14 protein-coding genes are annotated in these 16923 nt (G+C 61.3%); 3 read left to right on the top strand and 11 right to left on the bottom strand.

Features of this window, described 5'->3' with window-relative positions; translation table 11 throughout:
* Nucleotides 1-204: 204 nt before the first annotated feature.
* Complete coding sequence (locus tag DW58_RS14010; protein WP_024547583.1) at nucleotides 205-1824, bottom strand: peptide ABC transporter substrate-binding protein; 1620 nt, start codon at nucleotides 1822-1824, stop codon at nucleotides 205-207.
* A gap of 273 nt (nucleotides 1825-2097) precedes the next feature.
* Between DW58_RS14010 and mpaA the strand changes: the two genes are divergently transcribed.
* Nucleotides 2098-2799 (top strand): murein tripeptide amidase MpaA, encoded by a 702-nt coding sequence (mpaA, locus tag DW58_RS14005; protein WP_024547582.1) that lies wholly within the window; start codon nucleotides 2098-2100, stop codon nucleotides 2797-2799.
* Here mpaA and ycjG read toward each other — a convergent pair.
* Nucleotides 2790-3767 carry an L-Ala-D/L-Glu epimerase gene (ycjG, locus tag DW58_RS14000; RefSeq protein WP_024547581.1) on the bottom strand — a complete coding sequence of 326 codons (978 nt, stop codon included), beginning with the start codon at nucleotides 3765-3767 and terminating at the stop codon, nucleotides 2790-2792. The genes mpaA and ycjG overlap by 10 nt on opposite strands.
* A 159-nt stretch (nucleotides 3768-3926) precedes the next feature.
* Between ycjG and tpx the strand changes: the two genes are divergently transcribed.
* Nucleotides 3927-4433 (top strand): thiol peroxidase, encoded by a 507-nt coding sequence (tpx, locus tag DW58_RS13995; protein ID WP_024547580.1) that lies wholly within the window; start codon nucleotides 3927-3929, stop codon nucleotides 4431-4433.
* A 51-nt stretch (nucleotides 4434-4484) separates the two neighbouring features.
* Here the strand turns inward: tpx and tyrR are convergent, their stop codons facing one another.
* The 3 genes from tyrR to DW58_RS13980 all read right to left on the bottom strand — a co-directional run bounded on the left by tyrR (nucleotide 4485) and on the right by DW58_RS13980 (nucleotide 8728).
* Nucleotides 4485-6047: a transcriptional regulator TyrR gene (tyrR, locus tag DW58_RS13990; protein ID WP_024547579.1), complete on the bottom strand. Its 1563-nt coding sequence runs from the start codon at nucleotides 6045-6047 to the stop codon at nucleotides 4485-4487.
* A 228-nt stretch (nucleotides 6048-6275) separates the two neighbouring features.
* Nucleotides 6276-7334 carry a YcjF family protein gene (locus DW58_RS13985; protein WP_024547578.1) on the bottom strand — a complete coding sequence of 353 codons (1059 nt, stop codon included), beginning with the start codon at nucleotides 7332-7334 and terminating at the stop codon, nucleotides 6276-6278.
* Complete coding sequence (locus DW58_RS13980; protein ID WP_024547577.1) at nucleotides 7331-8728, bottom strand: YcjX family GTP-binding protein; 1398 nt, start codon at nucleotides 8726-8728, stop codon at nucleotides 7331-7333. Before DW58_RS13980 ends, DW58_RS13985 begins: the two co-directional genes overlap by 4 nt.
* A 232-nt stretch (nucleotides 8729-8960) precedes the next feature.
* Here DW58_RS13980 and DW58_RS13975 point away from each other — a divergent pair, with 232 nt between their 5' ends.
* Nucleotides 8961-9971 (top strand): LacI family DNA-binding transcriptional regulator, encoded by a 1011-nt coding sequence (locus tag DW58_RS13975; RefSeq protein WP_024547576.1) that lies wholly within the window; start codon nucleotides 8961-8963, stop codon nucleotides 9969-9971.
* A gap of 47 nt (nucleotides 9972-10018) precedes the next feature.
* On the opposite strand, the gene DW58_RS13970 is transcribed toward DW58_RS13975, so the two are convergent.
* From DW58_RS13970 to DW58_RS13945, 6 genes are all read right to left on the bottom strand, one after another.
* Nucleotides 10019-10942 carry an OmpG family monomeric porin gene (locus DW58_RS13970; protein WP_024547575.1) on the bottom strand — a complete coding sequence of 308 codons (924 nt, stop codon included), beginning with the start codon at nucleotides 10940-10942 and terminating at the stop codon, nucleotides 10019-10021.
* A gap of 71 nt (nucleotides 10943-11013) precedes the next feature.
* A complete protein-coding gene (locus DW58_RS13965; RefSeq protein ID WP_024547574.1) occupies nucleotides 11014-12096 on the bottom strand; it encodes an ABC transporter ATP-binding protein in 1083 nt (360 codons plus the stop codon).
* A 10-nt stretch (nucleotides 12097-12106) separates the two neighbouring features.
* Nucleotides 12107-12790, bottom strand: coding sequence for a beta-phosphoglucomutase (gene pgmB, locus DW58_RS13960; protein ID WP_024547573.1), 684 nt, complete (start codon nucleotides 12788-12790; stop codon nucleotides 12107-12109).
* Nucleotides 12759-15059 (bottom strand): glycoside hydrolase family 65 protein, encoded by a 2301-nt coding sequence (locus DW58_RS13955; protein ID WP_024547572.1) that lies wholly within the window; start codon nucleotides 15057-15059, stop codon nucleotides 12759-12761. The genes pgmB and DW58_RS13955 overlap by 32 nt, the downstream gene beginning before the upstream one ends.
* Nucleotides 15056-16108: a Gfo/Idh/MocA family protein gene (locus DW58_RS13950; protein WP_024547571.1), complete on the bottom strand. Its 1053-nt coding sequence runs from the start codon at nucleotides 16106-16108 to the stop codon at nucleotides 15056-15058. Before DW58_RS13950 ends, DW58_RS13955 begins: the two co-directional genes overlap by 4 nt.
* Before the next feature lie 14 nt (nucleotides 16109-16122).
* Entirely contained in the window at nucleotides 16123-16911 is a 789-nt protein-coding gene (locus DW58_RS13945; RefSeq protein WP_024547570.1) for a sugar phosphate isomerase/epimerase family protein, read from the bottom strand.
* Nucleotides 16912-16923: the final 12 nt, after the last annotated feature.

The raw sequence follows: 16923 nt of genomic DNA, 5'->3' as shown, positions 1-16923 counted from the left end.
GCGCTGCCGGATAATGCCATCTGCCGCGCGGTATATGCCTTTTGTTTTCCTCCTCTGGAGGGTCCGGCACAATAAAAAACAACGCCGGATGACACCTGTTCTGTTGATGATGATAGCCTGAGGTGCCCGGCTCGCGCCGGGTTTCTTTCAGCAGCAGAGATAAAAAAAACCACGCCCTGAGGCGTGGTTTTTTTTCATCGCAACCTAGTGCGCGAGGATATACATGGTGCGGCTGTAGGCCACGTCTTCCGGGTTGTTGATGGGGTACCCTTTGAGCCACGGCTTGATCAGTCGCCCGTTGGTGTACTGGTAAATAGGCGCAATCGGCGCTTTGCTGGCAATGATATTTTCCGCTTCGTTGTAATCGGCGTTGCGCGCGTTGTCGGTGGTTTCGATACTGGCCTGTTCGATCACTTTGTCATAGGCCGGATCCTTAAAGCGCGCGATGTTCCCGCTGTGGGAAGAGGTCAGCAGCGACAGGAAGGTCGATGGCTCGTTGTAATCCCCCACCCAGGAGGCGCGGATAACGTCGAAGTTCCCGGTGTTGCGGCTGTCGATATAGGTTTTCCACTCCTGGTTCTGCAGCTTCACGTCCACGCCGAGGTTTTTCTTCCACATCGACGCCACGGCAATGGCGATCTTCTGGTGGTTCTCAGAGGTGTTATAGAGCAGCGTCAGGTTAAGCGGACGGCCAGGCCCGTATCCTGCAGCCTTAAGCAGAGTCTTCGCTTCGGCGTTCAGCTCCTGCTGGCTCATCTCCTCCATGCGCGCCGGGCGCGGCGTAAAGCCTGCCGTAACGTCCGGCGTGAAGCGCCAGGCCGGCTTTTCGCCGGTACCCAATACTTTTTCCGCCATCAGCCGCCGGTCTATGGTCATGCTCAGCGCCAGACGCACCCGGGGATCCGCCGTCGGCCCTTTCTGGGTGTTAAACGCATAGTAATAGGTGCCAAGCTGCGCCGGGGTATAGACCTGACCGGGGATATCCTTCAGCAGTTTCTGATAGAGGTTCTTCGGGAACGACTCGGTGATGTCGATATCCCCTGCCAGATAACGTTTGGTGGCGGCAGACTCCTGGTTGATGGGCAGGAAGGTGACCTTTTGCAGCACGGTTTTGGCGTTGTCCCAGTAGTGGGTATTCGGCACCACCACCAGCTTCTCGTTCACCACGCGATCCTGTAACACGTAAGCGCCGTTCCCCACCAGGTTTCCAGGCTTCGTCCAGTCGTTGCCGAATTTTTCAACTGTCGCTTTCGGCACCGGGTAGAGCGCAAAGTTTGCCGCCAGGTTCGGGAAGAACGGCACCGGCTTGTCGAGCTGCACCGTCAGGGTCCGCTTATCCGTCGCCCTGACGCCCAGCGTGGCAGGCGCCTGCTTGCCATCAATAATCGCCTGCGCGTTGGCAATGCCCGCCAGCGCGGCAAACCAGGCAAACGGCGAAGTGTTTTTCGGGTCGACCAGGCGCTGCCAGCTGTAGACAAAATCATCCGCGGTGACCGGCGTGCCGTCAGACCAGCGGGCGTCATCGCGCAGGGTAAAAGTCCAGACGCGGTTGTCATTGCTCTGCCAGCGGGTAGCGACGCCCGGGATCAGCGTGCCTTTTTCATCCTGATTGACCAGCCCCTCAAACAGATCGCGAATGACCTGGATCTCCGGCAGGCCCACGGCTTTCACCGGGTCGAGCGACGCAGGTTCATCTTTAATGTGACGCACCAGCTCCTGCTTTTTGGCAAGCGTGGCGCCCGCCGGCACGTCAGCGGCCCAGGCGCTGGAAAACGCCCCGGCCACCAGTACTGCAAAACAAGACCATCCCACAGGCAATTTCATGCGATCCCCTTCTGATTCAGTCTGAATACGCCGCGCCCGACGGGCCGCTGCGAAGATATAAGGCTAATCCCTTGATTTTTACACAGTATAGTCGGCGCGTCGTCATCATTCTGCCATGCGGCTTTCACACGCTCGTCATACTCTATTACAGATCCTTATTCCCGCGCGGCGTTTGCAGCCCGAAAGCGTGAACCAGGCCGGGTAAGTGGCTTGCCGAAACGGCCGTTTTGCTTAACACTGCGAACATAACCGGCTGAGTTAATAAGGAAAGAGATGACGACCCTGCGTCCCCGCCCCGATCGCGGCATGCTGCCCCTGCACTCCCGGCGCTACGGAGAATCCGTACTGGGTGCGCCGCTGCTGTGGTTCCCTGCCCCTGAAGCCCACGAGAAGAGCGGGCTGATTATTGCCGCCACCCACGGCGACGAGGGTGCCGCCCAGGTGACGCTCTCCTGCGCCCTGCGCAGCCTTGAGCCCGCGCTGCGTCGTCACCACGTGGTGCTGGCGGTGAATCCCGACGGCTGTCAGCTCGGGCTGCGCGCCAACGCGCGCGGCGTCGATCTCAACCGCAACTTTCCGGCGGCCAACTGGCGGCCCGGCGAGACGGTGTACCGCTGGAACTCTGAGGCCAGCGAGCGCGACGTACTGCTGTCAACCGGCGAGAGGGCCGGCTCCGAGCCGGAAACCGCGGCGCTGTGCCAGCTGATCCACAGCATTAAACCGGCGTGGGTCGTGTCGTTTCACGATCCGCTGGGCTGTATTGAGGATGCGAGGAAAAGCCCGCTCGGTGAGTGGCTGGCACAGGCGTTTGAACTGCCGCTGGTCAGCAGCGTGGGATACGCGACGCCCGGCTCGTTCGGCAGCTGGTGTGCAGACCAGGATCTGCACTGCATCACCGCCGAATTCCCGCCGGTTTCCGCGGATGAGGCCACGGCGCGCTATCTGGACGCCATGACCCGTCTGCTTCACTGGTAATCGGAAAACCGCAGCGAGCCGGTGCCAAACGGCAGGCCCGGCTCCACGTCCACCGCCAGCCAGGTCGGGCCGTCAAGATCGGCAAACCGCGCCCGGGACACCAGCGGCAGCGCCGCGCTGATGGCTCTCGAAGTACAGAGCATACAGCCCAGCATCACGTCAAACCCCTGCTCCTTCGCCGCGGTCGCCAGCGCCAGCGCCTCGGTCAGCCCGCCGGTTTTATCCAGCTTGACGTTGACCATCTCATAGCGCCCCTGCAACGCCTTCAGGCTGCTCCGGGTATGGCAACTCTCATCCGCGCAGATCGGCAGTGGATGAATGAAGTTTGCCAGCGCGCCGTCGTCGCTGGCAGGCAGCGGCTGCTCCAGCATCGCCACTCCCACATCGGCGAGCAGCTGACAGCGGGCCGCCAGCCCCTCGCTGTGCCAGGACTCGTTGGCATCGACAATCAGCGTGGCGTCCGGCACCGCGGCGCGGATCGCCATCATGCGCTCGGTGATATAGTGGTCGTCGAGCTTAACCTTGAGCAGCCGGGCGCCCTTCTCATACAGCAGCGCCGCGCTGCTGGCCATCTGTTGCGCATCCCCGAGTACCACCGTCTGCGCGGTCACGATCTCGGGTGGGATGGTCGTCCCGAGGTACTGGGCCAGCGTCTGCTGATGCTGACGCGCCTCAAGATCCCACAGCGCGCAGTCTACGGCATTGCGTGCCGCACCCGCCGGCAACGCCTGCTGCAGGGACTCGCGCGACATGCCCGCTTCAAGCTGGGGGATCAGCGCGGCGATTTCGGCCAGCACCGAGGCGGTGCTCTCCCCATAACGGGGATAGGGCGTGCACTCGCCCACGCCCTTAATGCCGTCTTCGCTGATTTCCACCACCACAACCACGGCTTCGCTGCGGCTACCGCGCGCGATAACAAAAGGGGTATGTAACGGCCATGCTTCTTCGTACACCCTGACGGTTCTCATCACCTTCTCTCCTGGGACAGCGGGGTACATAATGCGAGCCAGGACACAGTTTTGGCCGGTCACGCATTCATCTCACTAATTTAACTTTGTATATTCAAACACTTCATCATGGCATACACTAGCCGACGACGTTAACTCTATGTAAACAGGAAGATAACCATGTCACAACTCGTCCATTTTCAGGGTAATCCCGTATCCGTTGCCGGTCAGATCCCGCAGCCTGGCAGCAAAGCGCAGCCGTTCAGCCTGGTCGCCAAAGATCTCTCTGATGTGGCGCTGAGCCAGTATGCTGGCAAGCGTAAAGTGTTGAATATTTTCCCGAGCATCGACACCGGCGTTTGCGCCGCGTCGGTTCGTAAGTTTAATCAGCTGGCGACTGAAATGGACAACACCGTGGTGCTGTGCATCTCCGCCGACCTGCCGTTCGCCCAGTCACGCTTCTGCGGCGCGGAAGGCCTGAGCAACGTGGTCACCCTCTCTACCCTGCGCAACCCGGAGTTTCAGCAGCAGTACGGCGTGGCTATAGCTGAAGGCGCCCTGAAGGGCCTGACCGCGCGCGCCCTGGTCGTGCTTAACGAGAACGACGACGTAGTGTTCAGCCAGTTGGTTAATGAGATCACCCAGGAGCCGGACTACAGCGCGGCCCTGAACGCGCTCAACGCCTGATCGCGTTATCTGCGCCATAAAAAAAGCCTCCTGACGGAGGCTTTTTTGTGCCTACTCTTCGGTCTTGCGCTGGCTTAAGCCATATTCACGCAGCTTATTGGCAATCGCGGTATGGGAGACGCCAAGCCGTCTTGCCAGCTTACGGGTGCTGGGATAGGTGCGGTAAAGCTGGGTCAGTACCGAGCGCTCGAAGCGGCGCGTGATATCGTCCAGCGACCCTTCCATCGCCTCTTCGCCCACCGGCAGCGCCGTGGCGTCAAAGTCCGGCAGCAGAATATCCTGAGGCTTGAGTTCATACCCTTCAAGCTGGGTCAGGGCGCGGTAGATGGCGTTTTTCAGCTGGCGCACGTTACCCGGCCAGGAGTAGCGGGTCAGGATGGTGCTCAGCTCGCTGGAGAGCTTCGGACGCGCAAGCCCCTGCTCGTCGGCAAAACGGGCCACGAACATTTCGGTAAGCGGCATGATGTCCTGCGGGCGGTCGCGCAGCGGCGGCAGATTCAGCGTCAGCACGTTCAGGCGGTAATAGAGATCCTCGCGAAACGCCCCTTTCTGCACCAGCTCGACCAGGTTTTTCTGGGTGGCACAGATGACGCGAACGTCGACATGAACTTCGCTGTCCTCCCCTACGCGGCGGAAGGTGCCGTCGTTCAGGAAACGCAGCAGCTTGGTCTGCATGCCCGGCGACATCTCGCCGATCTCATCGAGCAGCACCGAGCCGCCGTTAGCCTGCTCAAAGAACCCTTTTTTGCCCTCAAGCGCCGTCGGCCAGGCACCCGGTGCATGACCAAACAGCTCGCTCTCTACCGCATCTTCCGGGATCGAAGCACAGTTGAGCGCAAGGTAAGGCTTGTCGGCCCGCGGGCTGGCAAGGTGGCAGGCGTGCGCCAGCATATCTTTCCCGGTGCCGGTATCGCCGACGATAAGCAGCGGCGCATTGAGTTGCGCCAGCTTGCGCGCCTGGTCGAGCACGTGGCGCATCTTAGGGCTTACCGCAACAATTTGGCTGAACGCGCTGAGATCCTGCTGGGTCAGGTTCTGCAACTGACGACCCATCCGCACCGTTGAGCGTAGCATCACCACCGCACCGGTCAGCAGACTGCCCTCCTGCTCGTTCTCCAGGTGAACCGGCGTGATTTCCATCAGGAAGTTCTGGCCGCCGATCACCACGTGTTCGGTGTGTGACTCGACGGGATTGCTCTCCAGCCAGCGCAAGAAGTTAAAACCGGCAACCAGACTTGACGCATTGAGGTTGCGCAGCTTGTCTTCGCTCTGACCAAACAGCGCGCAGCTTGCCGGGTTCGCCAGCTCCACTTTGCTTTTCATGTCCAGCGACAGCACCGCTTCCGGCAGCGCCTCCAGCAGCGCGCTAAGCGCCCGGTGTTCGCGCTCGGAGGGCATCCAGGCAATGGTGCGCACGTCCGTTACGCCGGAGATACGGCGGATTTCCGCCATCAGGCTGCTGAAGGCGTCGAAGTCAAGAGAAGAGAAACTGAGGTAGATGCGCCCGACCGGGTCAATCTCAATCCCGCGCAGGTCAAGGCTGCGCAGCACCAGCAGATCGAGCAGTTCACGGGTCAAACCAATACGGTCTTCACAAAATACTTCCAGACGCATAACAGCAGCCTTTACGGTAGAGGGGCAAGGTGGTCCGATAATACTCTGTCTCTCCGGCACCGGGAAGCTATCTGTCAACAATCATTGACACTTTGGCGCAAAAACGGGCGCCCTGCCGTAAAGTCAGGCGGTCAGGCCTGAAGCGCGTGAAGCGCGTGAAGCGCGTGAAGATAGCCCCCAGGTTTCCCGCGCGCGGTTCAGCGTCGTCCCATGACGACGCCTCTTTTTTTACTGTGGCGTTTTGCCCTTCTGCATTGCCGCTTTGACTTCACCAATCAGCTGGCGGCGGAAATCCCCCAGCTTTGGCTTGTCGTTATCGAACCACGGCAGCGGGCGGCATATTTCCATGGCTTTGATGCCCAGTCGCGCGGTCAGCAGCCCGGCGCCGATACCCTGCGCGGCACGGGCCGACAGCCGGGCGGCCAGATCCTGGGAAATCCAGTCCATGCCAACCTCACGCACCAGTTCGCTGGCGCCGGCGAAGGCGATATTGAGCAATACCAGCCGGAACAGGCGGATGCGGCTGAAGTAGCCCAGCTCGATACCGTAGATAGCGGCAATGCGGTTGATCAACCGCAGGTTACGCCAGGCGATAAAGGCCATATCCACCAGCGCCAGCGGACTGACGGCAATCATCAGGGTCGACTCCGCCGCCGAGCGGCTGATAAGCCGCTGCGCCTGGGCATCCAGCACCGGCTGGACCAGATGCGCATAAAGCGTCACTACTTCGCGGTCGTTCTGGGTTTCGTGAATGGCGGCATGCCAGCGCTGCAGCGCCGGATGGCCCTGATCGAGTCCGGCCTGACGGGCAAGCTGCTCGCAGAACGCCCGCCCTTTACCCATGCTGTGGCTGGCAAGCAGCACCCGGGCCTCGTCACGCGCGTCGGCCCGCTCACGCAGGCGGTACAGGCGGCGCCACTCGGTGGCGAGCGAGCCCACACCGGCCCCGACGATCAGCGCCCCGGCGGCGCAGCCACCCAGAGCGATCCAGTCCTGAGTCTGCCATGCCTGCCAGCCCCACTGTATCCCCTGCGCCACGACGCTGACGCCAAACAGCCCCAGTCCGGCGGTCACCATCCGGCGCCACAGGCTGCGTTTCGGGCGCAGCGCGGCATCCACCGCCGCTTCCGCTGGCCCTTCTTCGATTATTGTTTCGTCCGAGGCGGTAACCGGCATAAAGCGCTCGGCTTCCGGTTCGCTGAAGGCATGCGCCCCGCGGTACTGCTCCTCAACCGTGCTTTCCGGCGGGTCGGCAAAATCGATACGCGGCTTTAACGGATCGCTCATCGTAATTTGTCTCCGATTAAAAATTCCAGGGCGGCATCGAGCCGGATATGCGGCAGCGGCTGGTCAACGTCCATGCTCATGGGCCGGAAAGCCTCAAACTGGAAGCCCTGTTTCTCCCAGAAAGCCGTGGAGGGTAACCGGGCCGGCACTTCGCCAGGGTAGACGGTCAGCGGCGCGCCGTCGCTGAGGCGGTTGCCGCGCAGCGCCGGGATTTTTTCTCCGTTGACGTCCACCAGCCCGCTGCGGGTCGCCTGCACGGAGGCCAGCCCCATGCAGTCCATCGCAATGCCTTCAAACGCGGCGTTCTGCCACGCCTCCTGAATCAGCTGCTGGAGCAGCGACACCATGTTGGCGTGCTGATCCACGGTGACGTGGTCCGCTTTAGTGGCGGCAAACAGCAGGCGGTCGATGACCGGCGAAAACAGGCGGCGAAACAGAGTGCGCTGCCCGTAGTGAAAGCTCTGCATCAGCTGGGTCAGGGCGAGACGCATGTCGTTGAACGCCTGCGGGCCGCTGTTGAGCGGTTGCAGACAGTCGACCAGTACAATCTGGCGATCGAAATGCAAAAAGTGGTCGCGATAAAAGCCCTTCACCACCCGTTCGCAGTAGTAGTTGTAGCGCTCGCGCAGCATCCCGGCGTTGGTGGTTTTATCTGCCTGGGCCAGCCGGGTTTCGCCGATGGCGTCCACGTCCGGCCAGGGGAAAAACTGCAGTACCGGCGCGCCGGCCAGATCGCCCGGCAGCACGAAGCGACCGGGCTGGATAAAGTGCAGCCCTTCGCGCTTGCAGGTGGCGAGGTAGTCGGTCCAGGCCTGGGCGATCTCCGCCAGGCGGTTTTCATCCGCCGGGGCCAGCGGGTCTAGCGTGCTGCACAGTTCGCGCCAGCGTGCGGCCCACACCGCGCGATCGCCGGTGAGCAGTCCGGTCATCTGCCGGGACCAGCTCGGGTAGTCCTGGGCCAGCATCGGCAGGTCAAGCAGCCATTCGCCGGGGTAGTCGACAATCTCCAGCCACAGAGTGGCGGTGTCCTTGAAATGACGCAGCAGTGAATCCGTGGTGCGATAGCGCAGCGCCAGCTGGATTTCACTGACGCCCCGCGTCGGCGTCGGCCAGGCGGGCGGCGTCCCATACAGCTGGGCGATGCCCTCGTCGTAGGTGAAGCGCGGGATGCCGAAGTCACGCTGCGGCACCCGCTTCACGCCGAGCAGGCGCTCTTCGCGGGCGGCGCTCAGCAGCGGAAGCCGCGCCCCGCTGTGCAGGTTAAGCAGCTGATTGACCATCCCGGTAATAAACGCGGTTTTTCCGCTGCGGCTCAATCCGGTTACCGCCAGACGCAGGTGTCGGTCCACGCCACGATTCACCAGCGCATGAATTTCGTTTGTTAATCGCTTCATAACTTTCCCGTGTCGTCGGCTTTTCAGCAGGCAGTGTATCGTAAATTTCCGCGCCCATGCAGGCGCGGCCCTGTCGGTCTCAGCCTGCCGGCCACCGTTATTTATGGGGGTGAAAAGCTGATTATTCAATCGCGGCGCCAGCGGGGAAAATAGTCCGGCTGTGCAATAGACACTGTATGCAGCGGTGAGTAAGATGACCGCCAGTCGCGTTGTGATGGAGCATTGTGCAGATATGTCGCCCACTATTTATGATATTGCGCGTGTGGCAAAGGTGTCTAAATCCACCGTGTCCCGGGTGCTGAATAATCAGACCAATATTTCCGATGACGCGCGCGACCGGGTATTAAAAGCCATTGACGAACTCAATTATCAGCCAAATAAGCTGGCGCGCGCCCTCACCTCCTCGGGCTTTGACGCCATCATGGTTATCTCCACGCGCTCCACCGCCACCACCCACGGCAACCCCTTTTTTTCCGAAGTGCTGCATGCCATTACCGCCAGGGCGGAGCGCGAGGGATTTGACGTTATTCTGCAAACCTCGAAAAACAGCGAGGATGACCTGAAAAAGTGCCTCGCCAAAATTAAGCAGAAAATGGTCAAGGGCATAATTATGCTCAGCTCGCCGGCCGACGAACGCTTTTTTGCCGAGCTGGATAATTACGGCGTGCCGGTGGTGGTCATTGGCCGGGTGGAGGGCGAGTACAACTATATTTGCTCGGTCGATACCGATAATTTTCACGACAGCGTGGCGCTCACCGAAGCGCTGATTAATAAGGGGCATCGGCGTATTGCCTGCCTGCATGCGCCGCTGGAGTATCATGTGTCGCTCGACCGACTCAACGGCTTTAAACAGGCGTTAGCCGCGCATCAGCTTGATGTCGATCGGCGTTATATCGTGGACGGGGGATATACCCAGCAAAGCGCCTGCGACGCCGTGGAAAAACTGTTTACCGGGCAGCCGCTGCCCGAGGCGATATTCGCTACCGACAGCCTGAAGCTGATGAGTATTTATCGTGTCGCGGCGCAGAAGAGTATTGCCATTCCGGATGAGCTGGCGGTGGTGGGCTACAGCAACGAGCTGCTCTCCTTTATGCTCTCCCCGCCGCCGTGCGGGATTAACGTTCCTACCCAGGCGCTGGGCGAGGAGAGCAGCGCCCTGCTGTTCGCCCGGCTGCACGGCAAGCCCGCATCGCGGCGGGTGATTGTCGATACCGAGATTACTCAGGCCGCCTCGCTCGGCTGAGCGCATTCGGGGAGCGCCAGGCTCCCCGATTTACCGAACACCTGTCCTCAGAACGCGTAGTTCACGCCGATACCGGCGTAATGAAACCGGTCATCGCTGGTGTGTTTGTCATCGTGGTCTTCCCACTCATAGGCGTATTCCAGCGACATCGACAGACCGTTAGAAAAATCGTGTCCGTAGAATAAGCCGATGCGGCTGAAATTATGCCCTTCGCGATCGAGATCGGTTTGCCAGTCCCAGTTGCTCCAGCGATCGATCGTCAGGCGGGTATAAGGGGTAAAGGTGTTGGTGCCCAGTTCGATGGGGAGATAAATGCGCATCTCCTGGGTGGAAAACTCGCCGTTATTGCGGTCGCTATCGATGTTAAACCCGCGTTCGATATAGTAGTTCGTTTTAAGCGAGACTGTGTCGTTGAATTTATATTTAATGCCGGTTTCCGCCTCGATGCGGCTGTCAGAATAGCCGGTCTCATCGAGATCGTTGCGGAACTGATAGAGCGACAGCCAGCCGTTAAAACTCCACCGGGGATCGAAGGTGATATTCCAGTCGGGGGTTAAGCCGTAGCGTACGGTATTTGCCGTACCGGCCTGAGAGCCGTCGTCATTTTTAAAGTGATAGCCGTAGTTACGCACATTCCCGGTGACGCCGAAGGTCGCCTGTTCATTATCAATAAACTGATAGCGCACGCTCATCTCCGGGCGGTTAAAATAGCCGCCGCGGGTAAAGTTGCTGTAATCCGCCGGCCCTTCCTGATACATCGCCACGGAGAGCGTCCAGTCGCCGTACGCGGCATTAAAATAGACCGACGGCTCATATAAACCGTCTTTGTCATCTTCCTGCCCCTCGACGTTTTCGATTTCGTACATGGCCCCGATATTATAATGCCACGCCGGAGCAGGCGTATTGTCGGCGTGCGCCGCGGCAGCGGTGAACAGCACAAACAGGGGCGAGAGCGTTACCAACTTTTTCATATGTCTTTCCTTTTACACAGTGCAAATACAACAAAAAAAGGAGCCAGTGCGGCTCCGGTGTTACTGCATCCTTAGCGAATAGCGGCTTCCGTTTCGGAATCGAAAAAGTGGCATTTGCTCATATCAAATTTTATCCCCACCTTCTCATCCGCCTGATGATGCCCGTCGGCGGCGGTGCGCAGCACGATGTCATGCCCGCCTACCGTGACGTACAGCATGAATTCCGCCCCGGTGAGCTCCGCCACCGTAATGCGCGCTTCGGCATTGCCCTCTCCCGCTGGCCGGGTATGAATATCCTCCGGGCGAATACCGAGCGTCACCGCCTTACGCTGAGACTGCCGGGCCTGCAGCGCCGCCAGCTGCGGCGCCGGGATCGGCAGACGCAGGGTTTCGGTGACAAAGTCACTGCCGTCTATCGCCCCGCGAATAAAGTTCATTGCCGGTGAGCCAATAAAGCCCGCGACGAACATGTTGGCCGGTGCGTTGTACACCGCCTTTGGCTCGCCCACCTGCTGGATGATGCCGTCTTTTAGAATCACAATGCGCGTCGCCATGGTCATGGCTTCCGTCTGATCGTGGGTCACGTAGATCATGGTGGTGTTGAGCTTCTTGTGCAGGCGGCTGATTTCGGCCCGCATCTGCACGCGCAGTTTGGCATCCAGGTTGGAGAGCGGCTCATCCATCAGGAAGACGCCGGCTTCACGCACGATCGCCCTCCCCAGCGCCACGCGCTGACGCTGGCCGCCGGAGAGCGCACCGGGTTTACGTTTCAGGTACTCCTTCAGCCCCAGAATTTGCGCCGCCCAGTTCACCCGCTCGGCGATGGTGTCGGGGTCAATTTTCTGCATCTTCAGGCCGAAAGCCATGTTGTCGTACACCGACATGTGCGGGTAAAGCGCGTAGTTCTGGAACACCATCGCAATATTGCGTGACTTGGGCGGAACATCGTTCATGCGCACCCCGTCAATCAGCAGCTCACCGCCGCTGATCGCCTCCAGCCCGGCGATCATGCGCAGCGTGGTGGACTTCCCGCAGCCGGATGGCCCGACGAAGACGATGAACTCCTTGTCCTCAATCTCAAGGTTGAAGTCCTTCACCACGTGAACCTGGTTGTCGTAGATTTTTTGTATGTGTTTTAACGAGAGTTGGGCCATCATCCTTGCCTCAGTTGACCGGCGCGTCGACGCGCGGTGGGGTTGACCAGAAATCCTGTAAACAGCGCCAGCTCAGCGCGCCGGTGTCGGGCAGCAGCAGGCCGGCGCCCTGCAAGTCGTGTCCGATACCGACCGAACGCATCCCGCTGGCGTTAATGGCGTCGATACCCGCCTGGGCATCTTCGATGCCAATCGCCTGCTCCGGTGCGACGCCAAGTCCGGCGCAGGCGGTGAGGAAGATCTCAGGGTCGGGTTTCGAATGACGCAGCAGGCTTGCGTCCACGCAGTAGTCAAAACGCGCCCGCAGCCCAAGCGCATCCAGAATAAACGGCGCGTTCAGCGACACCGACGCCAGGCCGACGGCGATGCCGTGCTGCGCCAGCGCATCGAGCAGCGCCGGAATGCCGGGCAGAATGGCGCGACTGTCCAGCGAGGCGAGCAGCTCCCCGTAGCGTGCGTTTTTGCGCGCCGCCAGCCGGGCGCGCTCCGCCTCGTCGAACGCCCGTTCTTTCCCGCCGTGGCGCAGGATCAGCGCCAGCGATGCCATTCGGCTGATGCCCTTTAACCGGGCGTTAAAGCTCGGGTCGATCGTGATGCCGATTGCCGCCGCCGTCTCCTTCCAGGCCTGATAGTGCAGGTGCGCGGTATCGGTAATGACCCCGTCAAGATCGAAAATCACTGCGCGAAAACTCATGCTGCCCCTCCGTGGTACCGCTCCCGGCTTTGCCGGTAAAAAAATCCCGTCGATAGAAAATGTGCTGCCCGGTGATGACAACCTGCTTACCCCATAGCGTCAGGCTGAGGGTACTGCGGGCGGTGACGGCAACCGCGTCGTGGGTCAGGCGAATACGCAGCGGCTGCCCGTGCCAGACCAGCGGAAACTGCATCTCATGCCAGTGCGACGGCAGGCAGGGATCCAGCGACAGCGCCCCGTCGTGCAGCCGCAGCCCGGCGAAGCCCTGCACGGCCCCGAGCCAGATGGCCCCGGTCGCCGCCGCGTGGATGCCGTCATCGCAGCTGTGCGGGTCGTCGCCGAGATCGATGTGCGTTCCCTCGTGCCAGAACCGGTAGGCGCTTGCCGCATCGTGACAGCGTGCGGCGACAATGCCGTGGATCGCCTTGCTCAGGGAGGAGTCGTGGATGGTGCGCGGCTGGTAAAACGCGAGGTTCGCCGCCATCTGCTGCGGGGTAAAACAGCCCGGCAGCATATAGGTGAGCATCACCACGTCCGCCTGCTTGAGGATCTGCATCTCGTTGACTTCCGCCCGGGAGTAGTCGAGCAGGATCACCTGGCTACCGGCCCGCGCCTGATAGCGGGTCAGATCGATGGAGGGCTTCTGCATAAAGGTATCGTCCTGTGCCAGCACCCCCTGCTCATCCGGCTGCGGCAGCCAGAGCCGGGCGAGAAAATCCTCCGCCCTGGATTCAAATGCCGCGTCGCACAGCTGCCACTCGCGCAGCCAGGCCAGCGTCTGGGCCACGTTGTAGTGCGCCATGTAGTTGGTGAACGCGTTGTTGTTCACGTGCTCGGTGTATTCGTCGGGGCCGATGACGTCGTGCAGCTCCAGGCGGCCATTCACCTCCACCGCGCGGCTCATCCAGAACAGCGCCGTTTCGCGCAGCAGGTCCAGCCCTTCCCGCGCCATAAATTCGCCGTCCTGGGTCGCCTGATAGTAGTTCACCACCGCCCAGGCGATGTCGGCTACCAGATGGTGCTCCGCCAGCGCCGACGCCACGCGCTGCCGTACCCCGGTGCGGATATTGATGGCCGCAAATGCCGGGGTCTCCTCCTCGCCGCTACGGGCGCTCTCCCAGGGGAACAGCGCACCCTGATAGCCGTACTGGGCCGCTTTCTGCCTGGCGCCCGGCAGGTTATACCAGCGGTAGCGCAGCAGCTGGCGCGCCACGCCGGGACGGGTGAAGAGAAAAAACGGCAGCAGAAACACTTCGGTATCCCAGAACACATGGCCTTTGTAGCCCTCGCCGGTCAGCCCTTTCGCGGCGATACTGGCGCGGGCATCGTGGCAGGGCGTCATGGCAAACAGGTGATAGAGGGCAAAATCAAGCGCCTGCTGATCGTCCGGGTTGTCGCTCGCCACCTCTACCCGGCTGCGGGTCCAGAAGGTGGTCCAGCTGGCCGCCGACTCTGCCAGCAGCGCGTCGTAGCCCTGCCCGAGCGCGTCACGCAGATGGCGCAGCCCGTCGGCGCTGATGTCGTTGTTCTGCCCGCTGCCGTCGAGCCAGGCGGCAATCCAGCTGATTTTTTCCAGATTGACGCTCTGGCCCTTCTCGACCGTAGCGCTGCTGCACTGGGTGAGCCGCCGGTTTTTGGCCGTAAAGTGGGTGACCGCGCCGTCGTCCACCCGGCAGTGGCTGGAAATGGTCAGCTGATGTGCGCCATCCTGGGTAGCGTAGATTCCCTGCATATGCGCCCGATCGAATACCCGGACCTGGACTTCGTCCAGATGCTGGCGTCCGACGTTGGTCTGGGTGGCGTCGATCCCGGTAGTGACGGTTATCGTCGCCGGGCCACTGAGCGGCGTGATGGAAAGCTGCTGAGCAAAGCACGACAGGCGCCGGGCGCTTAAAAAGCGGCGGCTTTCAATGGCGAAGCGCTGTCCGTTCGGCGACAGCCACACCAGTTCCCGGCGCAGCTCGCCGCAGTCGTAGCGCAGTTCGCGCCGGCTCGACAGCAGCGTCCCGCTGAGCAGCGAGAACGGCTCGCCGTCCAGCGTGATCTGCATACCCACCACGTCAGGCAGGTTAACCAGTTCGGTTGTCTCCTGCTCGCCGGCACGGTGGTAAAACCCGGCGCAGAACATGCCGCGGGTCTGGTGGGTGTAATCCTCTTCCAGCGTCGCGCGGATCCCTAAATAGCCGTTGCCGGAGGCCATCAGCGTGGCGTCCTTGTTCAGACTGTGCGGGTCAAAATGCGAACGTGTCAGTGAGGTCAGTGTATTCATAGTTCGACGAAGGTCCCTTTCTCCGCGGCCTCGTAGATAGCGCTCACCAGTTGCTGAATGATGAAGCCCTGCTCCGCGTCGGCGATGGTCACCGGTTGGCCCTGCACGTGATCGACAAACGCCTTCATGCTGCGCACGTGGCGGTTGTCATCCGCACTCTGCCGCTCGCACAGGGTAATCAGCTTGCCGTCCCGATCCTGATAAACCTGCGCCGGAAACAGCGTGGCGCCGGCCCGTTCGCCGCAGAACTCGACGTTCATGATCGACTGCTGGGGAATGTTGAGCGCAAACGAAGTGTCGAGGCGCAGGATGCCGCCGTTGTGGAACTCGACGGTCGCGAACACCGCGTCCTCCACGCTGTAGGCGGCGGGGTCCCACTCGCCAAACTGGCCGCTGTGCTTGTGGGTGCCGATGCGCTGAAAGCTGTGGGCGCTGACGCGTCGCACCGCCGGGAAGCCCAGCACGTACATCGCCGCGTCGAGCATGTGAATGCCGATATCAATCAGCGGCCCGCCGCCGGAGAGCGCTTTGTTGGTAAAGACGCCCCAGCCGGGGACGCCGCAGCGGCGCAGCGCTTTAGCGGTGGTCACGTACACTTCACCCAGCACGCCCGCCTGGACCTGCTCTCGCAGCATCCGGGCATCAAGCGCAAAACGGTGATGAAAGTCATAGGCCAGCACCCGGCCGGCCTGACGTGCGGCACGGCGCATTGCGTCGGCCTCGTCCAGCGTCATAGCCGGGGGTTTTTCGCACATCACGTGGCAGCCTGCCGCCAGGGCCTGCATCACGTGCTCATAGTGAAAGCGGTTCGGCGAGCAGACGCTGACGATGTCAGGCCGCGCCTCGTTGAGTAACGTCTGCACGTCGGTGCAGACCAGTGGAATACCGTAGCGCCCGGCGAAGTCCCGTGCCTGAGCCTCACTACTGTCGCACACCGCGACCATCCGAAGATCGTCGCGGGTGCGGTAGTAAGCGGCATGAACCTTGTCGGCCACCTGTCCGGCGCCGATTATCGCCACGCGAAGCGGAGACGATGAGGTTGCATTCATTCGCTCACCGTCCCTCAGCAGTCACGCAGAAATGCCAGCGACTGGCGATACGCCTGCGCCGGGTCCTCGGCGCGGATGCGGCACTCGTACACCACATAGCCGGTGTAACCGTCGCGGCGTAGCTGGTCGAACAGCGCGTGGAAATCCAGCGCGCCGCTGCCCGGCTGGTAGCGATGGTTATCGGCGATATGTACATGGCCGAGCAGATCGCGGTTGGCGTGCAGCGCCCCGGCGATGCTGTCCTCTTCAATATTCATGTGGTAGAAGTCACCGATGATTTTCACCTGCCGTAGCGCGCCCTCTTCGATATAGCGTCGCGCATCCGCCAGGGTGTTAATCATGTGATCCTGGTAGCGGTTCAGCGGTTCAAGGAACACCGTGGTGCCGGTACGGGCAGCCACCTCGTCCAGGTAGCGCAGCGAGGCGCTGACGGCCTGGCGATCCCCGGCCAGGCTGCGCGGTGACACCATCGGCGGCAGACGGAAGGTAAACATTCCCCAGGCCGCCGGGACCACAATGCCCTTGCCGCCCACTTCCGCCAGCGCCTCCAGGATGCGGGCAATCTGCGCCAGACCGTTCAGGCGGCGCTCCTCGATAAAGTCACCGATCCAGCCGTCATAGCCGCCGCAGGCGGTGGTCACCGGCAGACCGGTTTCCCGGATGGCGGCCTTGACCTCATCGAGGTGGTCCACCAGCAGCCTGCCGTCGATCTCATACCCGTCAAAGCCCATTGCTTTGATGTAGCGGAACTTCTCCAGAATATTTTCCGGAAAGAAGCCCTGATTCTGCGTTGCGATTTTCATGGTCATTTCATC

Source organism: Siccibacter turicensis LMG 23730 (genome assembly GCF_000463155.2).
GTDB lineage: Bacteria > Pseudomonadota > Gammaproteobacteria > Enterobacterales > Enterobacteriaceae > Siccibacter > Siccibacter turicensis.
Note: the sequence above shows the minus strand (reverse complement) of the source record. Positions and strands in the feature narration are given on the sequence as shown.